Below are 19,742 nucleotides of genomic sequence, written 5' to 3'. Positions count from 1 at the left end.
CTCACGACTCGTTGATGCCGAGCGCGTCTGCAAGTACCACCAACTCTTGATCGAATCGCCCTCAACTACACCCAACCGGTTCGTCACCCGACGAACCGTTGCCGTGTCCTCCGTCCAGAACCGCCCTGTTGGTAGTAGAAAAGTGCCTGTTGATGTTGAGTTGGCGGTACTTGCAGACGCCATCAAGCCGAACGGGCGTCCGTCAGGCGAGTAACGGACACAACTTCTGGCAGCCTGCTTAGCGGCTGAGGTTGCGGTACTTCAGCACCGACAGCGGCCAGAAGACCGCCACGAACACCGCGGGCCACAGCACCGCCAGTAGCAGCGAGTGCTGCGCCGCCCACGAGTCGCCGCCGACACCGGGATTGCCGAACAGCTCCCGCGCCGCCGCCACCGTGGACGACAGCGGGTTCCACTCGGCCACCACCCGCAGCCAGCCCGGCATCAGCTCCGGTGAGACGAACGTGTTCGCGAACATCGTCAGCGGGAACAGGAACATCCACGACGCCTGCGCGGCCTCGGGTTTGACCAGCAGGCCCAGGTAGATGCCGACCCAGACCAGCGCGAACCGCAGCCAGAGGAACAGCGCGAACGCGACCAGCGCGTTGAGCAGCCCGTCGTGGAACGACCAGCCGATCACCAGCCCGCACAGCGCCAGCACCAGCAACTCCAGCGAGGAGTTCACCAGGTCGGCGATGCTGCGCCCGGCCACCACCCCGGTCTGCGACATCGGCGAGGCGCGGAACCGGTCCGTCACGCCCCGGTCGGCGTCCATCGACACCATCATCAGCGTGGTGCCGACGCCGAACGCGATGGTCTGGCCGAACATGCCGGGCAGCAGGAACTCGATGTAGGCACCGCCGCCGAACACGTTCATCGCGCTGCCGAAGACCAGCCCGAAGATCAGCACCGAGATGATCGGGTAGGCGAGGTTCGCGAACACCCTGACGGGCTCGCGCAGCCAGTGGATCAGGTCGCGCTTCGCCACGACCCACGAGTCGACCACCGCATACCTCATGCCGGCACCTCCGAGGCCTTGTGTCCGGTGATGGCCAGGAAGACCTCGTCGAGCGTCGGCCTGCGCAGCGCGATGTCCTCCGCCTCCACGCCCCGCGCGGCCAGTGCCGACGTCACCCGCGTCAGCGCTGCCACGCGATCGATCACCGCGGCGCTCACCCGGAACCCGTCGGCGTCCACCTCGGCGTCCGGCCCGAGCACGTCCCGCACGACCGGCAGTTCCTCGGCGGTGCGGACCACGACCTCGATCCGGTCGCCGCCGAGCTTGGACTTGAGCTGGTCCGGCGTGCCCTGCGCGGCCACCCGGCCGGTGTCCAGCACGACGATCTGGTCCGCGAGCTGGTCGGCCTCGTCCAGGTACTGCGTGGTCAGCAGCACCGTCGTGCCCTCCGTGACAACCCGCTTCACCTCCCGCCACACCTCACCGCGGTTGCGCGGGTCGAGGCCGGTGGTCGGTTCGTCCAGGAACAGCACCGACGGCCGCTGGATGAAGCTCGACGCCAGGTCCAGGCGCCGCCGCATGCCGCCCGAGTACTGCTTGGCCCGCTTGTCGGCGGCGTCGGTGAGGCCGAACTGCTCCAGCAGCTCATCGGCGCGGAGCGAGGCCTGGCGCTGGGAGAGGTGGTAGAGCCGCCCCCACATCACCAGGTTCTCCCTGCCGGTCAGCACGTCGTCCACCGTCGACTGCTGGCCGTTCAACGCCACCTGGCGCCGTACCTGGGGCGCCTCCCGTGCCACGTCGAAGCCCGCCACCTCGGCGCGGCCGCCGTCCAGGCGCAGCAACGTGGCCAGGATCCGCACCGCCGTCGTCTTGCCGGCGCCGTTCGGCCCGAGCAGCCCGCACACCGTTCCGGCCGGTACGGCCAGGTCGAACCCGTCCAGCGCCGCCTTCTCGCTGAAACTCTTCCGCAGGCCTTCCGCGAGCACCGCGTGTCCCACGACTTCACCCCCGTGGCTTAACTGCTTACGTTGTACACCAGGTGTACGTTGTACACGGTTCTAGGATTCACTCGCAAGCGAGGTGTGAACAGAGGGGGCTGGGTGAAGAGCGACCGGGACCGGAGCATCCGTCTGCTGTGGGAGCCACCGGCCGAGGCGACGCGGGGTCCGAAGGCCGCGCTGAGCCAGTCGCGGGTCGTCGAGGCGGCCATCAAGGTGGCCGACGCCGACGGGATCGACGCGCTCACCATGCGCCGGGTCGCCGAGACGCTGGGCAACACGGCGATGTCGCTGTACCGGCACGTGCCCGGCAAGTCCGAGCTGCTGGACCTGATGGTCGACGCGGTGTGGGGCGAGACCGAGCGCACCCCCGCGGGGCCGTGGCGGGAGGGGCTGGAGTTCTTCGCGCGGCAGATGTGGGCGATGTACCGCGCGCACCCGTGGATGCTGCAGCTCACGACGTCACGGCGGATGCCGGGCCCGCACGCCATGACCCGTCAGGACGCGGCCTACGCCGTCGTCTCCGAGCTGGGCCTCGCGTCCGAGGAGATCGTCGCCGTGGTCACGGCGGTCGCCCACTTCGTCGACGGGGTCGGCCGGACGATGGCGGACCGCGTGCAGGGCGAACGGGAGACCGGCGTGTCCGAGGAGGACTGGTGGAACGGCCGGGAGGCGCTCTGGGAGCACTTCACCCCCGACCGGCTGCCGATGATGACCCACATCTGGAACTCGGGCGGCTTCGAACGGCCGCTGGACGAGTTCGAGTTCGGTCTCGCGCGGGTCCTGGACGGGCTGGCGGTGTTCATCGAAGCCGAAGAGCGACCGCAGGTTCGTCGAGAGACGTGCCTGTAGCCATTCGAGACACCTTGAGTCGTCCGATCGAGTGAAAAGCGCTGCTCAGACAGGCTCTGAACAGTAGTTGCACGGTTACGTAATGCCATTGTTATGCGCAATCAGAATGAACTCGTTCGCGGGCTGAACCAAACACTCCGATCTGCGCGTTTTCCTTGTGACACCGTTTCGCCGCGGGGGTCGAATCGGGACGACGAGGAGGTCGTATGACAGCTGGCGCGCACGACGCGGTCACCCTTGGCTGCTACGCGCTCGGCGTTCTGGACGCGCACGAGAGTCTTGGCGTGGAGCAGCACCTGAGGGGCTGTCCGTCCTGCCGTGCGCAGGTCGCCGACTTCCATCGGATCCGCATGGTGCTCGACGAGATCCCTCGGGAAGCATTCCTGCACGAGCTCGAGCTCGAAGCCGACCTGCCCAAGCCCTCGGATCTGGTGCTGCAGCGCACGCTGCGGCAGATCCGGAACGAGTCCGTCGTCCCGCAGCCGCGGGTCGCGGAGCCTCGTCCTAGAGCCAGTCCGAGTGCGGTGGAGGAAGCACTTCCCGAACCGCAGCACGCCAAGTCCCGGCGCTGGCCGGGGTACCTCGCCGCCGCGGCAGTAGCCGCGGTGGTCGCGTTCGGGGGCGCCGCGGTGCTCATGCAGAACCAGTCACCTGGTTCGAGCACCACGGCCGCGCCGTACACGGGTGAGGCGACGACCGGCGGGATCAGGATGGTGGCGGAGATGACGCAGTCATCGCAGGACCGCTACCTGGTCAAGGCCGAGATCACCGGCCTGCCGGCCGCGCAGAAGTGCAAGCTGATCGTGGTCGGGGTGGACGGCACGAAGTCCGAGGTCGACACCTGGACCTCGTCCGAGAAGGCCAAGGTCGAGGGTGCCAAGAGGTCGGGCATCGTGAGCGTCTCGCCGGACAAGGTGAAGGCCGTCCTGGTCGAGAACGCCGAGGGCAAGACATTCGTGGCGGCGAACCTGCAGAAGTAGAAGTAGGGGCACAACGACAGTAACGACACAAGCAGGGGGCCCGGATTCCAGTGGAATCCGGGCCCCCTGCTTACATGGATGTAATTCAGAACATCAGACGGCCTGCAATGTGAGCCAGGCTCCCACCACGATCACCATCGCGGCTGTGCCGACGGGTGCGTAATGCGAGAGCGCGCGAGTTGCACGACCGTCCAGGAATTTCTCGACGCGTTCCCGCGCCTTCACGAGCAGCAGTCCGACCGCGGTGAGCGTGGCGGCCATGCCGACGCCGTAACCGACGACCAGCAGGACGCCGAACCACGTCCGGCCCAGCGCCATGGCCCCCAGCAGGACGACGAGCGCGGACGGCGACGGCACCAGGCCGTTGGCCGCGCCCATGCCGATCAGGCTCGCGCGGCTGTAGCCGTGCCCGTGGCCATGCCCATGACCGTGTCCGTGGCCATGACCGTGCCCATGTCCGTGGCCGTGCCCATGACCGACGCCGGCCAGCGCGGGCTCACGGGTCGTGGACAGGGCGGACCGCAGCAGCATCACGCCGATCACCGCGATCAGCAGACCGCTGACCAGGCCGAGCCAGCGCAGCACCTGCTCGCCGGCCAGCGCGCTGGAGGCACTGATGACCAGGCCGAGGACCAGCACACCACCGGTGTGCGTGGCCGTCACCGAGGCACCGACGACGAACGCGTCCCGCGGCCGGCCCTGACGACCGGCCAGATAGGCGGCGATGAGCGTCTTGCCGTGACCGGGCAACGCCGCGTGCGACGCCCCGAGCAGCAGCGACAGCAGGACGGCCAGGAACCCGAGCCACGGCGTGAGCTCGTCGCTGCCCAGGATGTCGTTCAGGGCGGACGCCGTGACGCTCAACGACTGGATGGGGGACCCGGAAGCCTTCTTCGGCTCCGATCCGCTGCCCGGTTCGGCGTTGAAACTGACCGAACGGACGTCCATCGGGTTGCTGAGCAGATCCTCCGGGTACGTCCGCAGCTCGTCGCTGATGCTCTCGGTCGGCACCCGCGACTCGGTCAGCCTGATCCCGCTGCCGGCGGCGGTGATCTCCCGCCAGCCGACCCGGTCGACGTTCGACTCGTCCCGGAAATCGAACTTGGCCGGCCTGCCGAGGTCCACCTTCGCGGTGAACTCGCAGACCAGCCGGGTGGTGCTGAGGTCGGCCTGGCCGACCGGATGATCCTTGGTGGCGCTGGAGAGCGACCACGAGATCTCCCGGCCGTCGACCGTGGACCGGTCCGTCCGGGAGACCTCGTCACACCATTGTCTCGCGTCCCGCGCCTTCAGGTTCTCCTGCAGCGTCGGGATCTCCGCCACGTCGACCACGGATCTCAGATCGATCCGGTCGGGGTGCAGGTGCAGCCCGTGGTAGTGGTTGACGCTGAAGTTGCCCAGCGGGTGGGCGGACGCCTCGCCGTTGATGAAGAAGATGCCCGCCAGCAGGAGGGCTACGACCAGGACGGGCCGCACGACCCAGCTGGACAGGCTCACCGGCCGCCTCGCAGTTCGGCGAGCTTGCGGCCGGCCTTCAGCGACTGCAGCGGCGAGAAGTTCGCGTTCAGCCGCAGCGCCTGCACCAGCGCTTCCTGCGCCTCCGCGATCCGGCCCAGGGCCGCGAGGATCATGCCGCGGTGGTAGGAGAACGTGGCGTTCTGCCAGCCCAGCGCGTTGGCCTTGTCCGAGTACTCCAGCGCCTCGGCGTCACGGCCGTTCATGTGCAGCGCCCAGGCCATCGCGTCGGCCACGAACACGCTCTGCCGGCGGCCCCACTCGGCCTCCGCGCGGCGCAGGGCCTGCATGCCGTCACCGCGGTCCGCGGCCATCAGCGCCGCCGCCAGGTCGTCGGACGCGCCCTGCGACTCCATCAGCCGCTGCTGCTCGGACAGCACGTCGTACTGCCGGGCGGCCTCGTCCTGCCTGCCGTTCGCCTCCAGCAGCTCCGCGTACTCCTGCAGGTACTGGGGGAGAGGAGCGCGGGCCACCAGCCTGCGGTAGTCCTCCAGCGCGGCCGGGGAGTCGCCCCTGGCCGCAGCGACCTTGGCCATGCCTTGAGTGAGAGTCATGTCGTCTCCTCTTGCCGCAAGTCCCTGCTCGTAGTGCTGCGCGGCCTCGTCGAGCCTGTTGTGGTCGAACGCGAGTTCACCGAGTCGATAACGGCAGAACGCGATCTCCTCGGGCGTCGCGGCAGCGGTCAGCGCACGCTGCATCGCGTCACGGGCGCCGTCGACGTCGCCGTGGAGTTCGAAGTGGAAGGAAGCGCGGGCGAACGACGCCGTGTTGGGCTTGAGATCCAGCATCTTCTGCACCGCGTCCTGCGCGCCCGCGTCGTCGCCCAGCTGCGTCAACGCGTCGGCCAGCACGCCGTACGCCTCCGCGGAGGCAGGCAGTGCGGCGATCGCCTTCACCGCCCAGTCGCGGGCGGTGTGGAAGTCGTGGCGGGCGTTGGCCAGCGTGCCCATGCCGATGGCGGCAAGGCCCGTGTCGCCCGCGTTCTTCAGTGCGCCCTCGGCCTTCGCGTAGTACGTCGGGTCGGCCGTGACGCGCGCCAGTTCCACATAGGACGCACCCAGCTGAGCCCAGGAAGACTTGTCCTGGGGCACTGAGTGCAGTCGCTGCTGCAGCTGGTGCACCACGCGATGCATCTGGTTCTGCTGCGCCACAGCCGGAACAGGAGGCTCGCCCCCGGCCCTGCTGTCGGCAGGACCGGAGGCGGCGAGGTAGGCAAGCGCCGCGGTGACCAGGAGAACCACCGCGACGGCCTGCCGTTGTTGGTACTTCACTTCGAGTGCGACCCGTACTTGCGGATCGCCTGCTGACGCTTGCGCCACAGGAAGAAGCCCGCACCGAACACGAACGCCGAGCCCACCGCCGTGGTCATCGCCATCGGGTCCAGGTTGCCGATCTTGCCGACCGGGTTGACCGCGACGTTCGCGGTCGTGCCGGAGGAGTTGACGGCCGTGCCGTTGCGCGGCAGGCCGACGTACGGGAAGTTCGCCTCGAACGGCTGGTCGTTCGCGTCGACCTTGTCACCCGTGGCCAGCGCGTCGACGAGCTTGCCGGACGCCGCCGCACCCTCCATCGCCTGGACGGCGATGTCCACCACGTCGTCGGTCAGGCGACGGCCGTTCGGGAAGCCCTGCGTGTCACCGGCGAGCAGGCCGAGACGGTTCGGGTTGGCGTTCGGGTCGATCATCATGTTCAGCCGCAGCATCTCGCTCGGGCGGAACCGCCGCTGATCCACGTCGGCGTTGTTGACCTGCGAGTTCAGGTCCGCGTTGATCTGCCCGCCGAGCTTCTTCGTGATGCCGGTCAGGAAGATCTCGGCCAGGTCGTCGCGCTGACCCTTCGGCGCCGGGATCTTGTAGATGGCCTCGATCAGCTTCGGCAGCTCCGGGTTGACCACCCGGTCGACGAGCTCCTTCACGCCGGCGTCCTGGTCGGGGCGCAGGCCGTTGAACGCGTCCTTGAGGCCCGCGGGGGCCACGACCTCGTTCACCAGCGGGTTGCCCAGGCGGGAGACCTGCACGAAGTCGCCCTGCGCCTCCGCCTTGCCCGGCGAGAGCTTCAGGCTGCGGCGCTGCGTGGTGCTCCAGACGCCGATGTTCGGGTTGCGGTGCACGTCGTTCTTCAACGCCAGCGCGTGCTTGGGCAGCTGGATCGCGATGGTGTTGACGTTGTACCCGCGCAGCGTGTCCTGACCGACCTCGCTCAGGTTGCCGCCGTAGAGCAGGTCGAACACCCGCAGGTCGGCGAAGAACGCGTCGTCGGACGGGCCGACGTAGACCTTGCCGCCACCGGCGATCTGCGTGATCGCCTGGTCACGCAGCTTCTTGAAGTCCGGCATCGACGCCGGCCCGTTGGGCGACGGCGCGACCGGCGCGTTGTTCACGAGCTTGACCTTCTGGCCGTTCTGGTAGAGAGCCTCGAGGTCGTAGCGCTGGCGGAACAACAGGTTCTCGTCGTCGAGCGAGTCCACGACCCCGTTGGCGTACAGGAACGTGTTGTTCTTGCGCCGGTCGTCGTCGCGGAACGTGAACCGCAGGGTGACGTCGGCCTTGGCGTCGCCGTCGTTGTCGACGTTGAAGTCGTACTGCGCGTCCTTGGCCCACGGGAAGAAGTTGGGGCCGCCGTTGGGTTCCTGGAACCCGGACCAGTTGCCGACCAGCGTCACGGTGTCCTTGTGGTCAGGACTGACGAACGCGTAGAGGTCCGTGTTGTCCACGGCCGGATCGCCCGCGATGAGCGGAGCCTCGCGGTGTGACGAGGCAGTGGCGTTCGTACCGCCGAACATGGCCGCGTTGAGCAGTGTGGCGGCCACCAGCGCGGCCGCAGCCACCTGGCCGCGCCGACCGCTGAGGGCGTGCGGTGATGACATTTCTGGACAACCTTTCGGAGAAATGATTTCAGTGCCCAAAGGGGTTAAGCGCTGTGCATCAACAGCGACGGTTCGCTGGAGTGACTGGGACTGTGGCTGGAGTGGGTGGTCCACCTCGCTTGGGTGAAGTCTCGGATGCCTTCGACGAGCCGTTCCACGTCCTGCTCAGGACGTACGACCAGCCGGGCGAACTTGCTCGTCATGCCGAGCTTGTTGCCGCATTCGCGGATGAAGACCTGGTGTTTGGACAGCAGGTGGTCCCGCAGCTCGCGGCCGTCCATGCCCCCGCCGAGCTTCACGAACAGGAAGTTCGCCTGCGACGAGTAGACGGTCAGGTCGGGAATGCGCGACAGCTCCATCCCCATGCGGTAGCGGTCGCGGCTGAGCAGGCGCAGGCTCTCGGCGTACTCCGCCTCGTGCGCGGCCAGCATGAACACGACGGTCTCCGCGAGGGAGTTGAGGTTCCACTTCGGCAGCGTCTTGCGCATCTTCCCGGCGAGACCGGGGTTCGCGACCAGGTAGCCGAACCGGATGCCGTGCAGGCCGAAGTTCTTGCCGAGGCTCTTCAGCACGACCACGTTCGGCCGGATGGACGCCTCGGCGGCGACGGACGGGTTGCGCTCCACCTCGACGAAGTCGATGAACGACTCGTCGATCACGACGAGGTCCAGGTCGGAGAGCTCGTCCATGAAACGGATGATCTCCCGGCGCGGCAGATAACCGCCGTCGGGATTGTTCGGGTTGCAGATCACGGCCACTCTGCTGCCGCGCGTCCGGATGAACTTGATGTACTCGTCGATGTCCAGCTCGAAGTTGTTGCTCTCCTGGAGCAGGAACATGTCGACCCGCTTGTTGTTCTCCATCGGCTGGTCGGTCCAGCGGCCGAAGGTGGGGATCGGGATCGCGACGCTCTCGTGGATCCACAGGTGGTCCATCCACGTGATGAGCTCGGTCGAACCGTTCGACATCGCGAGCGTGGCCGGGTTCAGCCCCAGCACCTTGGAGAGCTGGTCGGCGATCTTGGCGGAGTCGCTCGGGTAGAACTTGAGCATCGACTCCAGGTTCTTCGACAGTTCCTCGAACATCTCGGGCGTCGGGAAGTACGGATTGCACGGGATGCAGAAGTCCACGAGCTCTCCCGCACCGGTCCGCGACAGCTCGAAATAGGACGGGCTGTGCGCGGTCTGCTGGAAGAGACCCGAGTCCACACCATGCCGCACGCGATCACTCCGTCCCTCGGTCCGTTTCCGACACCGGGGCATACGTGCCGTTGTTCATCACGGTTCACGGGTCCGTTTCGGGAAGGTCTCGGAACGGTCTCGCGGGGCAACCGGCGTGATGTTCGCCAAGCGCGGGTAGCCGACAGGGGTGCGCGCCGCGGTCCCACCGCTGCTCAGCAAGGCCCTGACCGGCGGCTGGAGCAGGGTTCAGGGGCGTGCTGAGACGCTGCTGGAGTGCAGCGGTGACCGCCACGGCGGGCGTCCTGCGAAAAATTGTCGGTCCAGACGGATACCCTGCTGGCAGTCCGCACACAACCTGGGAGAAATACCCGTGACCGCAGAGACCCTGTACGGGGCCGACGACCTGACGCACCTCGAAGGACTCGAGGCCGTCCGCAAGCGGCCCGGCATGTACATCGGGTCGACCGACAGCCGGGGCATCAACCACCTCTTCAGCGAGATCGTCGACAACTCGACCGACGAGGGCGTCGCCGGCCACGCCGCCAAGGTCGTCGTCACGCTGCACGCCGACGGCAGCGTCCAGGTCGACGACGACGGCCGCGGCATCCCGACCGACGTGCACGCGAAGTCCGGTCTGTCCGGTGTGGAACTGGTGTTGACGAAGTTGCACGCCGGCGGCAAGTTCGGCGGCTCCGGCTACAAGACCTCCGGCGGCCTGCACGGCGTGGGCGCCTCGGCCGTCAACGCGCTCTCCCACCGCTTCGACGTCACCGTGCGCAACGGCGGCAAGGTCCACGAGATGTCGTTCGCCCACGGCGTTCCCGGCGTCTTCGACGGCCCCGGCCCCAAGGCGAAGTTCACCCGCCAGGGCGGCCTGAACGTCGTCGGCAAGATGAAGCGCAACGAGTCGACCGGCACCTCGATCCGCTACTGGTACGACGCCCGGTACTTCGAGAACAACGCCGCGCTGGACGTCGAGGCCGTCCGCACGAAGCTGCGCAACACCGCCTTCCTGGTCCCCGGCGTCACGTACGTGCTGCGGTCCGCACTGGAAGACGCGATCTCCGAAGAGATCTTCCACTACCCCAACGGCCTCAGCGACATGGTCGACTTCCTCGCCCCGTCCGGCGACCGCGCGGTCTCCGGCACCCTGCTGATCAACGGCTCCGGCACCTACTTCGAGAACGCCGCCGACGAGAACGGTGTGATGCGGTCCAAAGTGGAGCGTCAGGCCGAGGTCGAAGTCGCGCTGCGCTGGGGCACCGGCTACGACCGCACCGTCGAGTGCTTCACCAACACCATCCGCAACATGCACGGCGGCACCCACCGCCGCGGCTTCGACCGCGCGGTGGTCAAGGCGATTCAGGACGCCATCTCCAAGACCCGCGGGCTGCTGAAGCCCAAGGAGGACATGCCGACCCTGGACGACGTGCTGGAAGGCATGACGGCCGTCATCCACGTCCGCATCCCCGAACCGCAGTTCACTTCGCAGACCAAGGACGAACTGTCCACCGCCGGCATCACCAAGGTGCTGCAGGGCATCGTCGACGGTCAGATCCGCGCGTGGACCGAGGACCGCAAGACCAAGGTCGAAGCCAAGACCGTGCTGCAGAAGGTCGTCGACGCCTCCCGCGTCCGGCTCACGCAGAAGCAGCAGAAGGACGCGGCTCGGCGGAAGACGGCGCTCGAGGGCGCGGCGATGCCCGCGAAGCTGGTCGACTGCCGCACCACAGGTGTTTCGCGTAGCGAACTTTTTCTCGTGGAAGGCGACTCCGCCCTCGGCTCGGCCAGAATGGCCCGCGTCTCCGAGTACCAGGCGCTGCTTCCCTTGCGCGGCAAGATTCTCAACGTCCAGAAGGCCTCGCTCGCCGACACGCTGCGCAACGCCGAGATCGCGTCCATCGTCCAGGTGCTCGGCGCCGGCACCGGCCGCACGTTCGACATCTCGCAGATGCGCTACGGCCGGGTGATCCTGATGGCCGACGCGGACGTGGACGGCAGCCACATCCGGACGTTGCTGATCACGTTGTTCGCCAAGTACATGCGCCCGGTGATCGAGGACGGCCGTCTCTACGCCGCCATGCCGCCGTTGCACAAGGTCATGACCCGCGGCCGCAACGCCGAAACGCACTTCACCTTCACCCAGCGCCAGATGGAGCAGAAGGTCGCGTCGCTGGAGAAGGCCGGCAAGACGGTCGTCACGCCGGTGCCGCGGTTCAAGGGCCTGGGTGAGATGGACGCGGACGAGTTGTGGGAGACCACGATGAACCCGGCCAGCCGCTCGGTCCGCCGCATCACCATGAACGACGCCGAGGCCGCCGAGAACGCGCTGGAACTGCTGATGGGCGAGAAGGTCGAGCCGCGCCGCAACTGGCTCATCGATTCCTCCGCCCGGGTCGACCAGTCGGCCATCGACCTCTAACGAGAAAGACCAACAAGACTCATGGCACGCCGCAAGGGATCCACGACCAAGGTCGACCCCGCCGCGTTCGACCGGGCCGGCGCCACGGTGCTCGACAACTCGCTGCAGACCGAGATCGAGGACTCGTACCTGGAGTACGCCTACTCGGTCATCCACTCGCGGGCCCTGCCGGACGCGCGGGACGGCCTCAAGCCGGTGCACCGCCGCATCCTGTTCTCGATGCACGAGCAGGGATACCGGCCGAACCACGCGTACGTGAAGTCGGCCCGCGTGACGGGCGACTGCTTCGTGCGGGGTGCGCTCGTGTCGACGCCTGACGGGCTGCGGCCGATCGAGGAGATCGAGATCGGTGATCTCGTGCTCGACGGTCACGGCACGCCGGTGCCGGTGAGCGAGGTGTACGAGAATCCAGTCTCGGAGCTGGTCCGGGTCACCTGGTCGAACGGCCGCACGATGCTCGTCACGCCAGGGCAGCGTTTCCGGACCGTCGAATCCGACCTGTCGATCGGCTGGACCGCGGCGACGGCCCTGGTCGGCAGGCAGACGATCGCGTACGGCGAGGATCGGCGGGCAGGACTCCCGTCGGACACCGGTGACCTCGGTGCCTACGTGCAGGGCCTCATCGTCGCCGAGGGGTTCGCCGTCGACCGCAAGCGCGCCGCCGACGGTCGGGTGCGCATTCACATGGTCGACGCCGAGCCGCTCGACGTGGCCCACGGATGGGCGATCCTCAACGGGGTCGACGTCACGCGTGGCAAGCGCGTCGCGAAGAACCCGAAGCACAAGGACCAGCACATCCTCACGTTCGCCCGCCACGAGGCGTTGTTGGAGACGGCGACTCCTCGCAGCGACCAGAAGGTCGTGCCGCCGAGCGTGCTGGCCGACCGCTCCGCGTGGGCGCCGTTCATCGCCGGTTTCTTCGACGGTGACGGCTACGTGCGCAAGCAGAACCGAGAGATCGTGCTGGTCAGCACGAGCCGCCGGTTGATCGATCAGCTGCACGGCATGCTCGCGGACAGCGGCATCCACGGCCACCACTGGTCGCAGGTCAGCAAGACCGGGCACAAGACTCTGCTGGGCCTGTCGATCTCGGGTCGTGACGCCGCCGCCCTCGCGTTGGCGCTGCTGCCGTGGACGAAGATCGGCTACAAGCAGGACGGCCTGCGTCAGGTGCTGTCCATCGGCTACCGCTACGGCGGCAAGCAGGGCAACGACAGGCTGCCGTGCGCGCAGGTGATGGCGGAGTTCACCGCCGCACACCAGGGCGGCGGCTGGTTTCGCGACACCGACGGTGTGGCGTTCCGGGCATCGCTGGGCGCGGAGGTCCGGTACGGCAAGGACCGGTGCGGAAACGAACTCGCCGAGCGTTCCTTCCCGCTCGGGCGGGCCTTCGAGAACGGTTGGACGGAGAAGCTGCGCCGGATCGGCTCGCCGCTCGCCGCTCGCCTGGAAGTGTTGTCCGGCTTCAGTTTCCTCGAAGTGACTTCAGTCGAGCCCGTCGCGCCGGACACGACCTACGACATCCAGGTCGCAACCGATGAGCATGCGTTCGTCGTCGACGGCCAGGTCGTGCACAACTGCATGGGCAAGTACCACCCGCACGGCGACACGGCGATCTACGACGCGTTGGTGCGTCTCGCCCAGGACTTCAGCCTCAACGAGCCGCTCATCGACGGCCACGGCAATTTTGGTTCCCCGGACGACGGACCGGCCGCGGCGAGGTACACGGAGTGCCGCATGTCCCCGGTGGCCATGCAACTCGTCGGTGAGCTCAACGAGGAGACCGTCGACTTCCGGCCGAACTACGACGGTTCGCTGGAGGAGCCGTCGGTGCTCCCGGCGGCGTTCCCGAACCTGCTGGTCAACGGCACGTCCGGGATCGCGGTCGGCATGGCCACGAACATGATTCCGCACAACCTCCGCGAGGTCGTCGGGGCGGCGCGGTGGCTGATCACGCACCCGGACGCGAGCCTCGACAAGCTCATGGAGTTCGTGCCGGGCCCCGACCTCCCGACCGGTGGCATCCTGCTGGGCCTCGACGAGGTCAGGAAGGCCTACGAGACCGGGCGCGGCGTGGTCCGGATGCGCGCGAAGGTCGAGATCGGGCTGCTCGAGGGGTCCCGCGGCCGGCAGGCGATCACCGTCACCCAGCTGCCGTACGGCGTCGGTGCCGAGCGGATCGTCGAGAAGATCACCGACGAGGTGAACAAGTCCAAGCGCCTCACCGGGATCGCGGACGTCAAGGACCTCACCGACCGCGAGAACGGCATCCGGCTCGTCATCGAGTGCAAGGTGGGCGTGAACCCGCAGGCGCTGCTGGCGGACCTCTACCGGCTGACGCCGATGGAGCAGTCGTTCGGCATCAACAACCTGGTGCTGGTCGACGGGCAGCCGCAGACGCTGGGCCTCAAGCAGTTGCTGGAGGTCTTCCTCAAGCACCGCTACGAGGTCGTCACGCGGCGTACCAAGTTCCGTCGCCGCAAGCGCGAGGAACGCCTGCACCTGGTCGAGGCCCTGCTGATCGCGCTGCTCGACATCGACAAGGTCATCAAGCTGATCCGCGCCAGCGAGAACGCCGCTGCCGCCAAGGACGGCCTGATGAAGCAGTTCAAGCTGTCGGAGATCCAGGCCGCCTACATCCTCGACACGCCGCTGCGCCGCCTCACCAAGTACGACAAGCTCGAACTCGAGAACGAGCAGGACAAGCTGCGTCAGGAGATCGCGGAGCTGTCCGCGATCCTGGACGACGAGAGCGTGTTGAAGAAGCTCGTGTCGACCGAGCTGGCCGCGGTGGCGAAGGAGCTCGGCGGCGACCGCCGCACCAGCCTCATCGACGGAGACCTCAAGGAGGTGCTGGCGGCGTCCAAGCCCGCCGGCCCGCTGGAGGTCGCGGACGACCCGTGCCAGGTCATCCTCAGCGCCACCGGTCTCGTCGCGCGCACCGCGGCCGAGTCCGAGGAGGTGTCCGAGGGCAAACGCCGGGCGGGCCGGGTGAAACACGACGCCGTGGCGGCGACCGTGCACTCCACCGCCCGCGGTCAGATCGTCCTGATCACGAACCTGGGCCGGGCGTTCAAGACCGACGTGCTGCCGCTGCCCGTGCTCCCCGAGCAGAGCGGCACGGTGTCGCTGCGCGGCGGCATGGCGGCGAGCGAGCTGGTGCCGCTGGAGAAGGGCGAGAAGGTCGTCGGCATCGCGCCGCTCGACCCGAAGGACTCTCCGGGCATCGCCCTGGGCACCAAGCTCGGCACGGTGAAGGTGTGCGTGCCGGAGTGGCCGGTGCGGTCGGACGAGTTCGAGGTCATCACGCTCAAGGACGGCGACGAGGTCGTCGGCGCCACCTGGCTCACCGACGGCAGCGAGACGCTCGCGTTCGTCAGCTCGGACTCCTCTCTACTGCGCTACGACGCGAAACTGGTGCGCCCGCAGGGCCTCAAGGGCGGCGGCATGGCCGGTATCAACCTGAGCGGCGACGCGTACGTGGTGTTCTTCGGTGCGATCCGCACGGACGACGACGAGCACGGCGAGCCGATGGTGGTCACGTCGTCCGGCCAGAGTGTGAAGGTCACGCCGTTCAGCGAGTACCCGGCCAAGGGCCGTGCCACCGGTGGTGTCCGGTCGCAGCGGTTCCTCAAGGGCGAAACCCACCTGGTGCTCGCGTGGATCGGCTCCCGCCCGGCCGGCGCGGACGACAAGGGCGCCCCGGTGGAGCTGCCGGACGTCGACCCGCGCCGTGACGGTTCGGGCCACGCGCATCCCGGCCCGGACGTGATCGGGCACCTGGTCGAGCGGGACTAGTGGCGCGACCCGGAACGTCGGCGAGGTAATCCACGCTCAGCAGGGCGCCTCGCGGCACCGCCCCCGCGCCCCCGTACAACCAGTACGAGGACGCGGGGGCGGCACCACGATGCACCCGGCTGACCGCGAATTCCCCCGGCAACGTTCCGCGTCACACCACTAGTTCGTCAGGTTCGACGCCGGCGAGGGCGAGGTCGTGACCGATCCGTCGCCGGCGTGTTCAGGGCTGTCGCAGGTTCCAGAGATCGATCGACCACAGGCGGTCCTCGCTGGTGGCGACGAAGAGCTTCCAGTCGACGACGGCCAGTCCGACGGAGAAGTCGCAGTGGTGGATCGCGTGCCAGCCGCTGCTTTCGTTGATCCAGTCGCGGTTCGACCGCAGGAGGCGGTTGTCCGCGGTCGAGGCGACGAGGATGTCGCCGAGGGAAGCCATCGCGTTCACGGCGGGGTCGGGCGCGAAGAAGGCCATAGGGTTCCACGCGGGCGCTGCGCGTGAGGCTGGTGCTCGCCAAAGCGCGCCGGTCGGGTCGGAGGCGTAAAGCATGCCGCTGGCCGCCGCGAGTGCTTTCGTGCCGAGGGCGGGGCCGGTGCCGATCGGTGTCCAGCCGGTGTCCGTCTCCACGGGTTCGCGCCACCACAGGCGGTTGTCGTCCGTAACGCAGAACAGGGTGTCGCCGCTTCCTGCCAGCGCGATGATGTGATTCGCGTGTCCGATGTCGCGCCACGGCACGTCCGCGCCGACGGGATAGCGGCGCCAGAGGCGGTTGTCGGTGGTGGCGATGTACAGCTTGCCGCTTAGCGAGGTGAGCGCGCGTCCCTGGTTCGCATGGCCGATGTGCTCCCAGTCCCACGGCACTCGTCGGCTGAGCCGGGCGAACACGTTCCGGGTCACCGTTGTGACGACCGGGTCCGAGCCGAGAACTCGGATCCAGTCGGTCGTGGCCGCGTTGAAAACGGTGCCGTTGCGGGAGAACACACCTGTGGTCACGCGTCCTGGCTTCCCTCCCCACCCACGCAGGTCCGCCGAAGCGAGGATGGTGAACGTCAGCGGGGTGCCCTCCTCGCCAGTCACCCGCGGATAACCTTCCTGCTCGTCCACGTAGGCGGCCGCGTCGGTCTCGTAGTCCATGAACGCCGAGGTCGTGGTCGGGTGGTTGAGTCCGTCGAAGACCCAGTGCGAGGGGAACCGGACAGTCAGCGGGGTCTGTGGACCGCCGAACGCTCCGTCGGTGAACCCGGTGCCCAGCAAGGTGTTCTGGGGCCGGTTGACGGGCGGTTCGGCCCAGGCGACCGTCACTTCGTCGCCCTGAGGATGTGGGTCGTCGCCCGCGTACTTGTAGAAGACGACCTGGCGGTCGTTCTGCTCGAGCCGGACGGCGCGGTAGCAGGTGTTGCCCGACAGGACGATCAGGTTGCCGCCGTTGGAGACGAAGCGCTCTACCTGGTCCCGCATCGGTTTCGTCCAGTACTCGTCGTGGCCGGCTAGGACGAGGCATTCGTAGTCGTGCAGCAGGTCCGATGTGGCGTGCAGGTCGACGCTGGAGCAGCAGTCGACCCCGATCCCTTCGTGCTCCAACCAGTCGACGAGCGCCGCCTCCGCGCCCAGCCCGGGCGGTCCCTGGTCGAACGGTCGATCGAACGACACCACACTCGCGCGATCACCCTCTTGCCCGCTCGGCGAACTGTTGAAGCCGTAGAGGCTCTTGCCGCCGGCCGCGTTGTACGCGGCGTAGGTGAGGAAGGGTATGTGGAGGAGCACCGTTGTTGTAGCAGCCGGAACGGAGGGCGGCACGACGAACGTGAGCACGTCTGCCGCCGCGTCGCGAAGCCGGTAGACGCCGCTGGGCCAGTCGATCGGTATCACGAACGTCGAGGCCGCGGGCCAGCCGAATCCTTCCCACCCCGCGGCCAGCGGGACCAACGTCACCAGGTTCGTGGAGATGGACGCGGAAATGGTCGGCGTGCCGACCCGTTCGATGACGAGGTTCGCTGGGCCGGGGGTGTCGGTGCTGAGGTGGAAATCGATCGGTTGTCCGGGGAGGACCGAGGTGAGGGACGCGTATCCGGTGATTGCCATGTCGCTACCGGGGAAGGCCGGCGGGTGAGGTGACGACCGCTTCGACGAGCTCGTAGGTGTCGGTCGCCCACGCGGCCGAACCGTCCGGCCTGTAGAGCACCAGGTTCCCGTCGGTCTGCGCGACGAGGTGGCTGATGGTGTCGCCGCCGGTGCCGGTGTCGAACAGCGCTGTTACGTCCGCGTCGTACAGCACGAAATTCCCGTCGCCTTGCAGGATGCAGACTCCCGGGGAGGATCCGTCCGTGCCGGTGGCCCACAGCGGGGAACCGTCGCTGTTGCGGTACCAGACCAGGTTGCCATCACCCTGGTGGACAAGGGAAAACCGGTTGTCGGCCGAGATGAGCGCGTAGCCGGGAGGCAGGGTCTCGCCTGGCTCCATCCGATCACCTGACGCCACCGGACCTGTGGGCAGGTTCGGCTGCACGGTGTCCGTGGCCCACAAGGGAACGTCACCAGGCGCATAGATCACGAGGTTGCCGTCGTCCTGCACCACCAGACGGCTGCCTGGGTTGCCGTGGGTGCCGGACCACCAGACCGCTGGGGTGACCTCGCGGTCGTAGACGACGAGGTTTCCGTCCGGCTGCATGACGCACATGCCGGCACCTTTGCCGCGCGGCCTGGTGTCCCACAGCGCGCGCCCGTCACGGGTGCGGTAGAGCACCAGGTTGCCGTCGTCCTGATACCGCAGGAGATACCTGCCGTTGTTCGACCCCACCGCGGCGTTCGGGGTGAGCACTTGTCCGGGCCCCAATGTGTCGCCTTGAGGGCCGGGGCCAGCGAGCCGGAAAGATGGCACCGAGCAGAACTTCAGATCCATCGGGATGAAGATGAAGTCACATCGCCAGGCGTCAAGGAACTGCTGGTGCGTCGGCGTTGTGGTGCCGACTGACGCAAGATGTACTCGTTGGTCGTCATAGGCGTATGCGATCGCCCAGTGGAACACGTAGTTCTTGCCTTCGAGCCGGCCGAGATCCAGGAGCACGGGCACCGGGAGGTCACGCTCGAGCAGGTTCTGGAGCTCGGGCCACGCCGCGGCCCAACCACCTTGGAAGAACACGCCCCTGGATCGCGCGCACAGCCCGTAGTGCCGCAGAGCCGCAGCGATCCGCCCGCCCGAGGACCCCCAGCCGAACACGATGTCCGGGCCGAATCCGTCGGCGATCACCCTGTCGATGGCGGCACCGTCGTCCCAACGGCCGTGGGAACGAGACAGCCCCCACGGATCGATGCCGTGGTAGTCGAGGATCGACGCGATCGCCGCCTGGCCACAGGTATTCCAGTCCACATCGGGACGGAAATTCGTGTAGGTCTGCAGTGATTTCAACATGGCCGACTCCGTTCGGGTGTTCTTCCGATGCGGAGTGACTCCTGCCTGAACCATTCATGCAGCGCGTGCGAGGTTGGGTCGACGGGCGCGGTCACCTGCTCACGAGAAGAATCTTTTGTGTCACTCATCTCGACCTCCAGATTTCGATATTGTTCGACCATTTTTCTGATGCCGGTAGGGGAGTAGGGCTCTATTGGCGATATCGATGGCTTATGGCGGCGGAATTCCGTGCGATCGGGAACTGGGTCCAGGCGCGGGCCACTGCGGTGGCACTGTTCGGCGTCTCCCTGTTGGCCGCGCTCGTCATCGTCGCGGTCGGCTGGGGTGCGACGAGCCACCGAACGCTGGGTCACCGAGTTGTACACGGGACCAGTACCGGAATCTCGTGCAGGAGCGGGAGGTACGCCTTACCGCGCAACGCATCCTCACCGATCACCTCAATCCCGGCACGTCCGTGTTCTGGGGTAAGTCCATCAATCTGGACCTCGTCGGCGCGACGCTGCTCGACTTCGACATGCAGCACTGCCACGTGCACGACGGTTCAGGAAGCGCCGGGGCGGACGTCCAGGTTCCTCGAATACGGCCTGCGAGCCGGAGCGCTCACAACGCTTGTGGCCGTGGTCCGTTCATGGCTGGGTCGTCGCGACGGGGTCCGGCGAGTCCAGTTGACCATCGGCGGCGACACCATCGAGCTGAAGGGCGCCACCCCCTGGGCAGCAGCAGCGGTTGATCGACGAGTTCGTGCGCCGACACACCCCCCGGTTGAGC

The 19,742-nt window shown here is 67.6% G+C and carries 13 protein-coding genes; 5 read left to right on the top strand and 8 right to left on the bottom strand.

Going from position 1 to position 19,742, the window contains the following annotated elements; genetic code table 11:
• A partial coding sequence (locus tag B0F77_RS49365) for a hypothetical protein (protein WP_211294268.1) occupies nucleotides 1-214 on the top strand: 214 nt, incomplete at its 5' end.
• Between the two features lie 24 nt (nucleotides 215-238).
• Here the strand turns inward: B0F77_RS49365 and B0F77_RS39445 are convergent.
• On the bottom strand, nucleotides 239-1,018 hold the full coding sequence (locus B0F77_RS39445; protein WP_086668169.1) for an ABC transporter permease: 780 nt from the start codon (nucleotides 1,016-1,018) through the stop codon (nucleotides 239-241).
• Entirely contained in the window at nucleotides 1,015-1,956 is a 942-nt protein-coding gene (locus tag B0F77_RS39440; protein WP_086668168.1) for an ATP-binding cassette domain-containing protein, read from the bottom strand. Before B0F77_RS39440 ends, B0F77_RS39445 begins: the two co-directional genes overlap by 4 nt.
• 102 nt (nucleotides 1,957-2,058) lie before the next feature.
• Between B0F77_RS39440 and B0F77_RS39435 the strand changes: the two genes are divergently transcribed.
• Both B0F77_RS39435 and B0F77_RS39430 read left to right on the top strand, forming a co-directional pair.
• Entirely contained in the window at nucleotides 2,059-2,808 is a 750-nt protein-coding gene (locus tag B0F77_RS39435) for a TetR/AcrR family transcriptional regulator (protein WP_143467159.1), read from the top strand.
• A 206-nt stretch (nucleotides 2,809-3,014) separates the two neighbouring features.
• Complete coding sequence (locus B0F77_RS39430) at nucleotides 3,015-3,788, top strand: anti-sigma factor family protein (protein WP_086668166.1); 774 nt, start codon at nucleotides 3,015-3,017, stop codon at nucleotides 3,786-3,788.
• A 93-nt stretch (nucleotides 3,789-3,881) separates the two neighbouring features.
• On the opposite strand, the gene B0F77_RS39425 is transcribed toward B0F77_RS39430, so the two are convergent.
• The 4 genes from B0F77_RS39425 to B0F77_RS39410 are packed head-to-tail and all read right to left on the bottom strand — an operon-like array spanning nucleotide 3,882 to nucleotide 9,389.
• Nucleotides 3,882-5,285, bottom strand: coding sequence for a nickel/cobalt transporter (locus B0F77_RS39425; protein WP_245849255.1), 1,404 nt, complete (start codon nucleotides 5,283-5,285; stop codon nucleotides 3,882-3,884).
• Complete coding sequence (locus B0F77_RS39420; RefSeq protein ID WP_086668165.1) at nucleotides 5,282-6,574, bottom strand: tetratricopeptide repeat protein; 1,293 nt, start codon at nucleotides 6,572-6,574, stop codon at nucleotides 5,282-5,284. The genes B0F77_RS39425 and B0F77_RS39420 overlap by 4 nt, the downstream gene beginning before the upstream one ends.
• The gene (locus B0F77_RS39415; protein WP_086668164.1) at nucleotides 6,571-8,169 is read right to left on the bottom strand and encodes a DUF4331 domain-containing protein; all 1,599 of its coding nucleotides are present in this window, start codon (nucleotides 8,167-8,169) and stop codon (nucleotides 6,571-6,573) included. The genes B0F77_RS39420 and B0F77_RS39415 overlap by 4 nt, the downstream gene beginning before the upstream one ends.
• A 44-nt stretch (nucleotides 8,170-8,213) precedes the next feature.
• Nucleotides 8,214-9,389 (bottom strand): pyridoxal phosphate-dependent aminotransferase, encoded by a 1,176-nt coding sequence (locus B0F77_RS39410; protein ID WP_211294267.1) that lies wholly within the window; start codon nucleotides 9,387-9,389, stop codon nucleotides 8,214-8,216.
• 331 nt (nucleotides 9,390-9,720) lie between these two features.
• Here B0F77_RS39410 and B0F77_RS39405 point away from each other — a divergent pair, with 331 nt between their 5' ends.
• Complete coding sequence (locus tag B0F77_RS39405; protein WP_086668162.1) at nucleotides 9,721-11,772, top strand: DNA gyrase/topoisomerase IV subunit B; 2,052 nt, start codon at nucleotides 9,721-9,723, stop codon at nucleotides 11,770-11,772.
• Between the two features lie 21 nt (nucleotides 11,773-11,793).
• The gene (locus tag B0F77_RS39400) at nucleotides 11,794-15,570 is read left to right on the top strand and encodes a DNA topoisomerase (ATP-hydrolyzing) (RefSeq protein WP_086668161.1); all 3,777 of its coding nucleotides are present in this window, start codon (nucleotides 11,794-11,796) and stop codon (nucleotides 15,568-15,570) included.
• 220 nt (nucleotides 15,571-15,790) lie between these two features.
• Here B0F77_RS39400 and B0F77_RS39395 read toward each other — a convergent pair whose 3' ends face one another.
• Both B0F77_RS39395 and B0F77_RS49360 read right to left on the bottom strand, forming a co-directional pair.
• Nucleotides 15,791-17,647, bottom strand: a complete 1,857-nt coding sequence (locus tag B0F77_RS39395) for a N,N-dimethylformamidase beta subunit family domain-containing protein (RefSeq protein WP_086668160.1) — start codon at nucleotides 17,645-17,647, stop codon at nucleotides 15,791-15,793.
• A 4-nt stretch (nucleotides 17,648-17,651) separates the two neighbouring features.
• A complete protein-coding gene (locus B0F77_RS49360; protein WP_211294266.1) occupies nucleotides 17,652-18,974 on the bottom strand; it encodes a hypothetical protein in 1,323 nt (440 codons plus the stop codon).
• Nucleotides 18,975-19,742 lie beyond the last annotated feature (768 nt).

The sequence above is a fragment of the Lentzea kentuckyensis genome, assembly GCF_002150765.1.
Taxonomy (GTDB): Bacteria; Actinomycetota; Actinomycetes; order Mycobacteriales; family Pseudonocardiaceae; genus Lentzea; species Lentzea kentuckyensis.
This window is presented reverse-complemented; position numbering and strand designations above follow the sequence as displayed.

Bases quoted from the DNA above. Each gene is read 5' to 3' on its own strand.
- B0F77_RS39445 (WP_086668169.1), bottom strand. From the start codon at position 1,018: ATGAGGTATGCGGTGGTCGACTCGTGGGTCGTGGCGAAGCGCGACCTG.
- B0F77_RS39430 (WP_086668166.1), top strand. From the start codon at position 3,015: ATGACAGCTGGCGCGCACGACGCGGTCACCCTTGGCTGCTACGCGCTC.
- B0F77_RS39415 (WP_086668164.1), bottom strand. From the start codon at position 8,169: ATGTCATCACCGCACGCCCTCAGCGGTCGGCGCGGCCAGGTGGCTGCG.
- B0F77_RS39400 (WP_086668161.1), top strand. From the start codon at position 11,794: ATGGCACGCCGCAAGGGATCCACGACCAAGGTCGACCCCGCCGCGTTC.
- B0F77_RS39395 (WP_086668160.1), bottom strand. From the start codon at position 17,647: ATGGCAATCACCGGATACGCGTCCCTCACCTCGGTCCTCCCCGGACAA.
- B0F77_RS49360 (WP_211294266.1), bottom strand. From the start codon at position 18,974: ATGTTGAAATCACTGCAGACCTACACGAATTTCCGTCCCGATGTGGAC.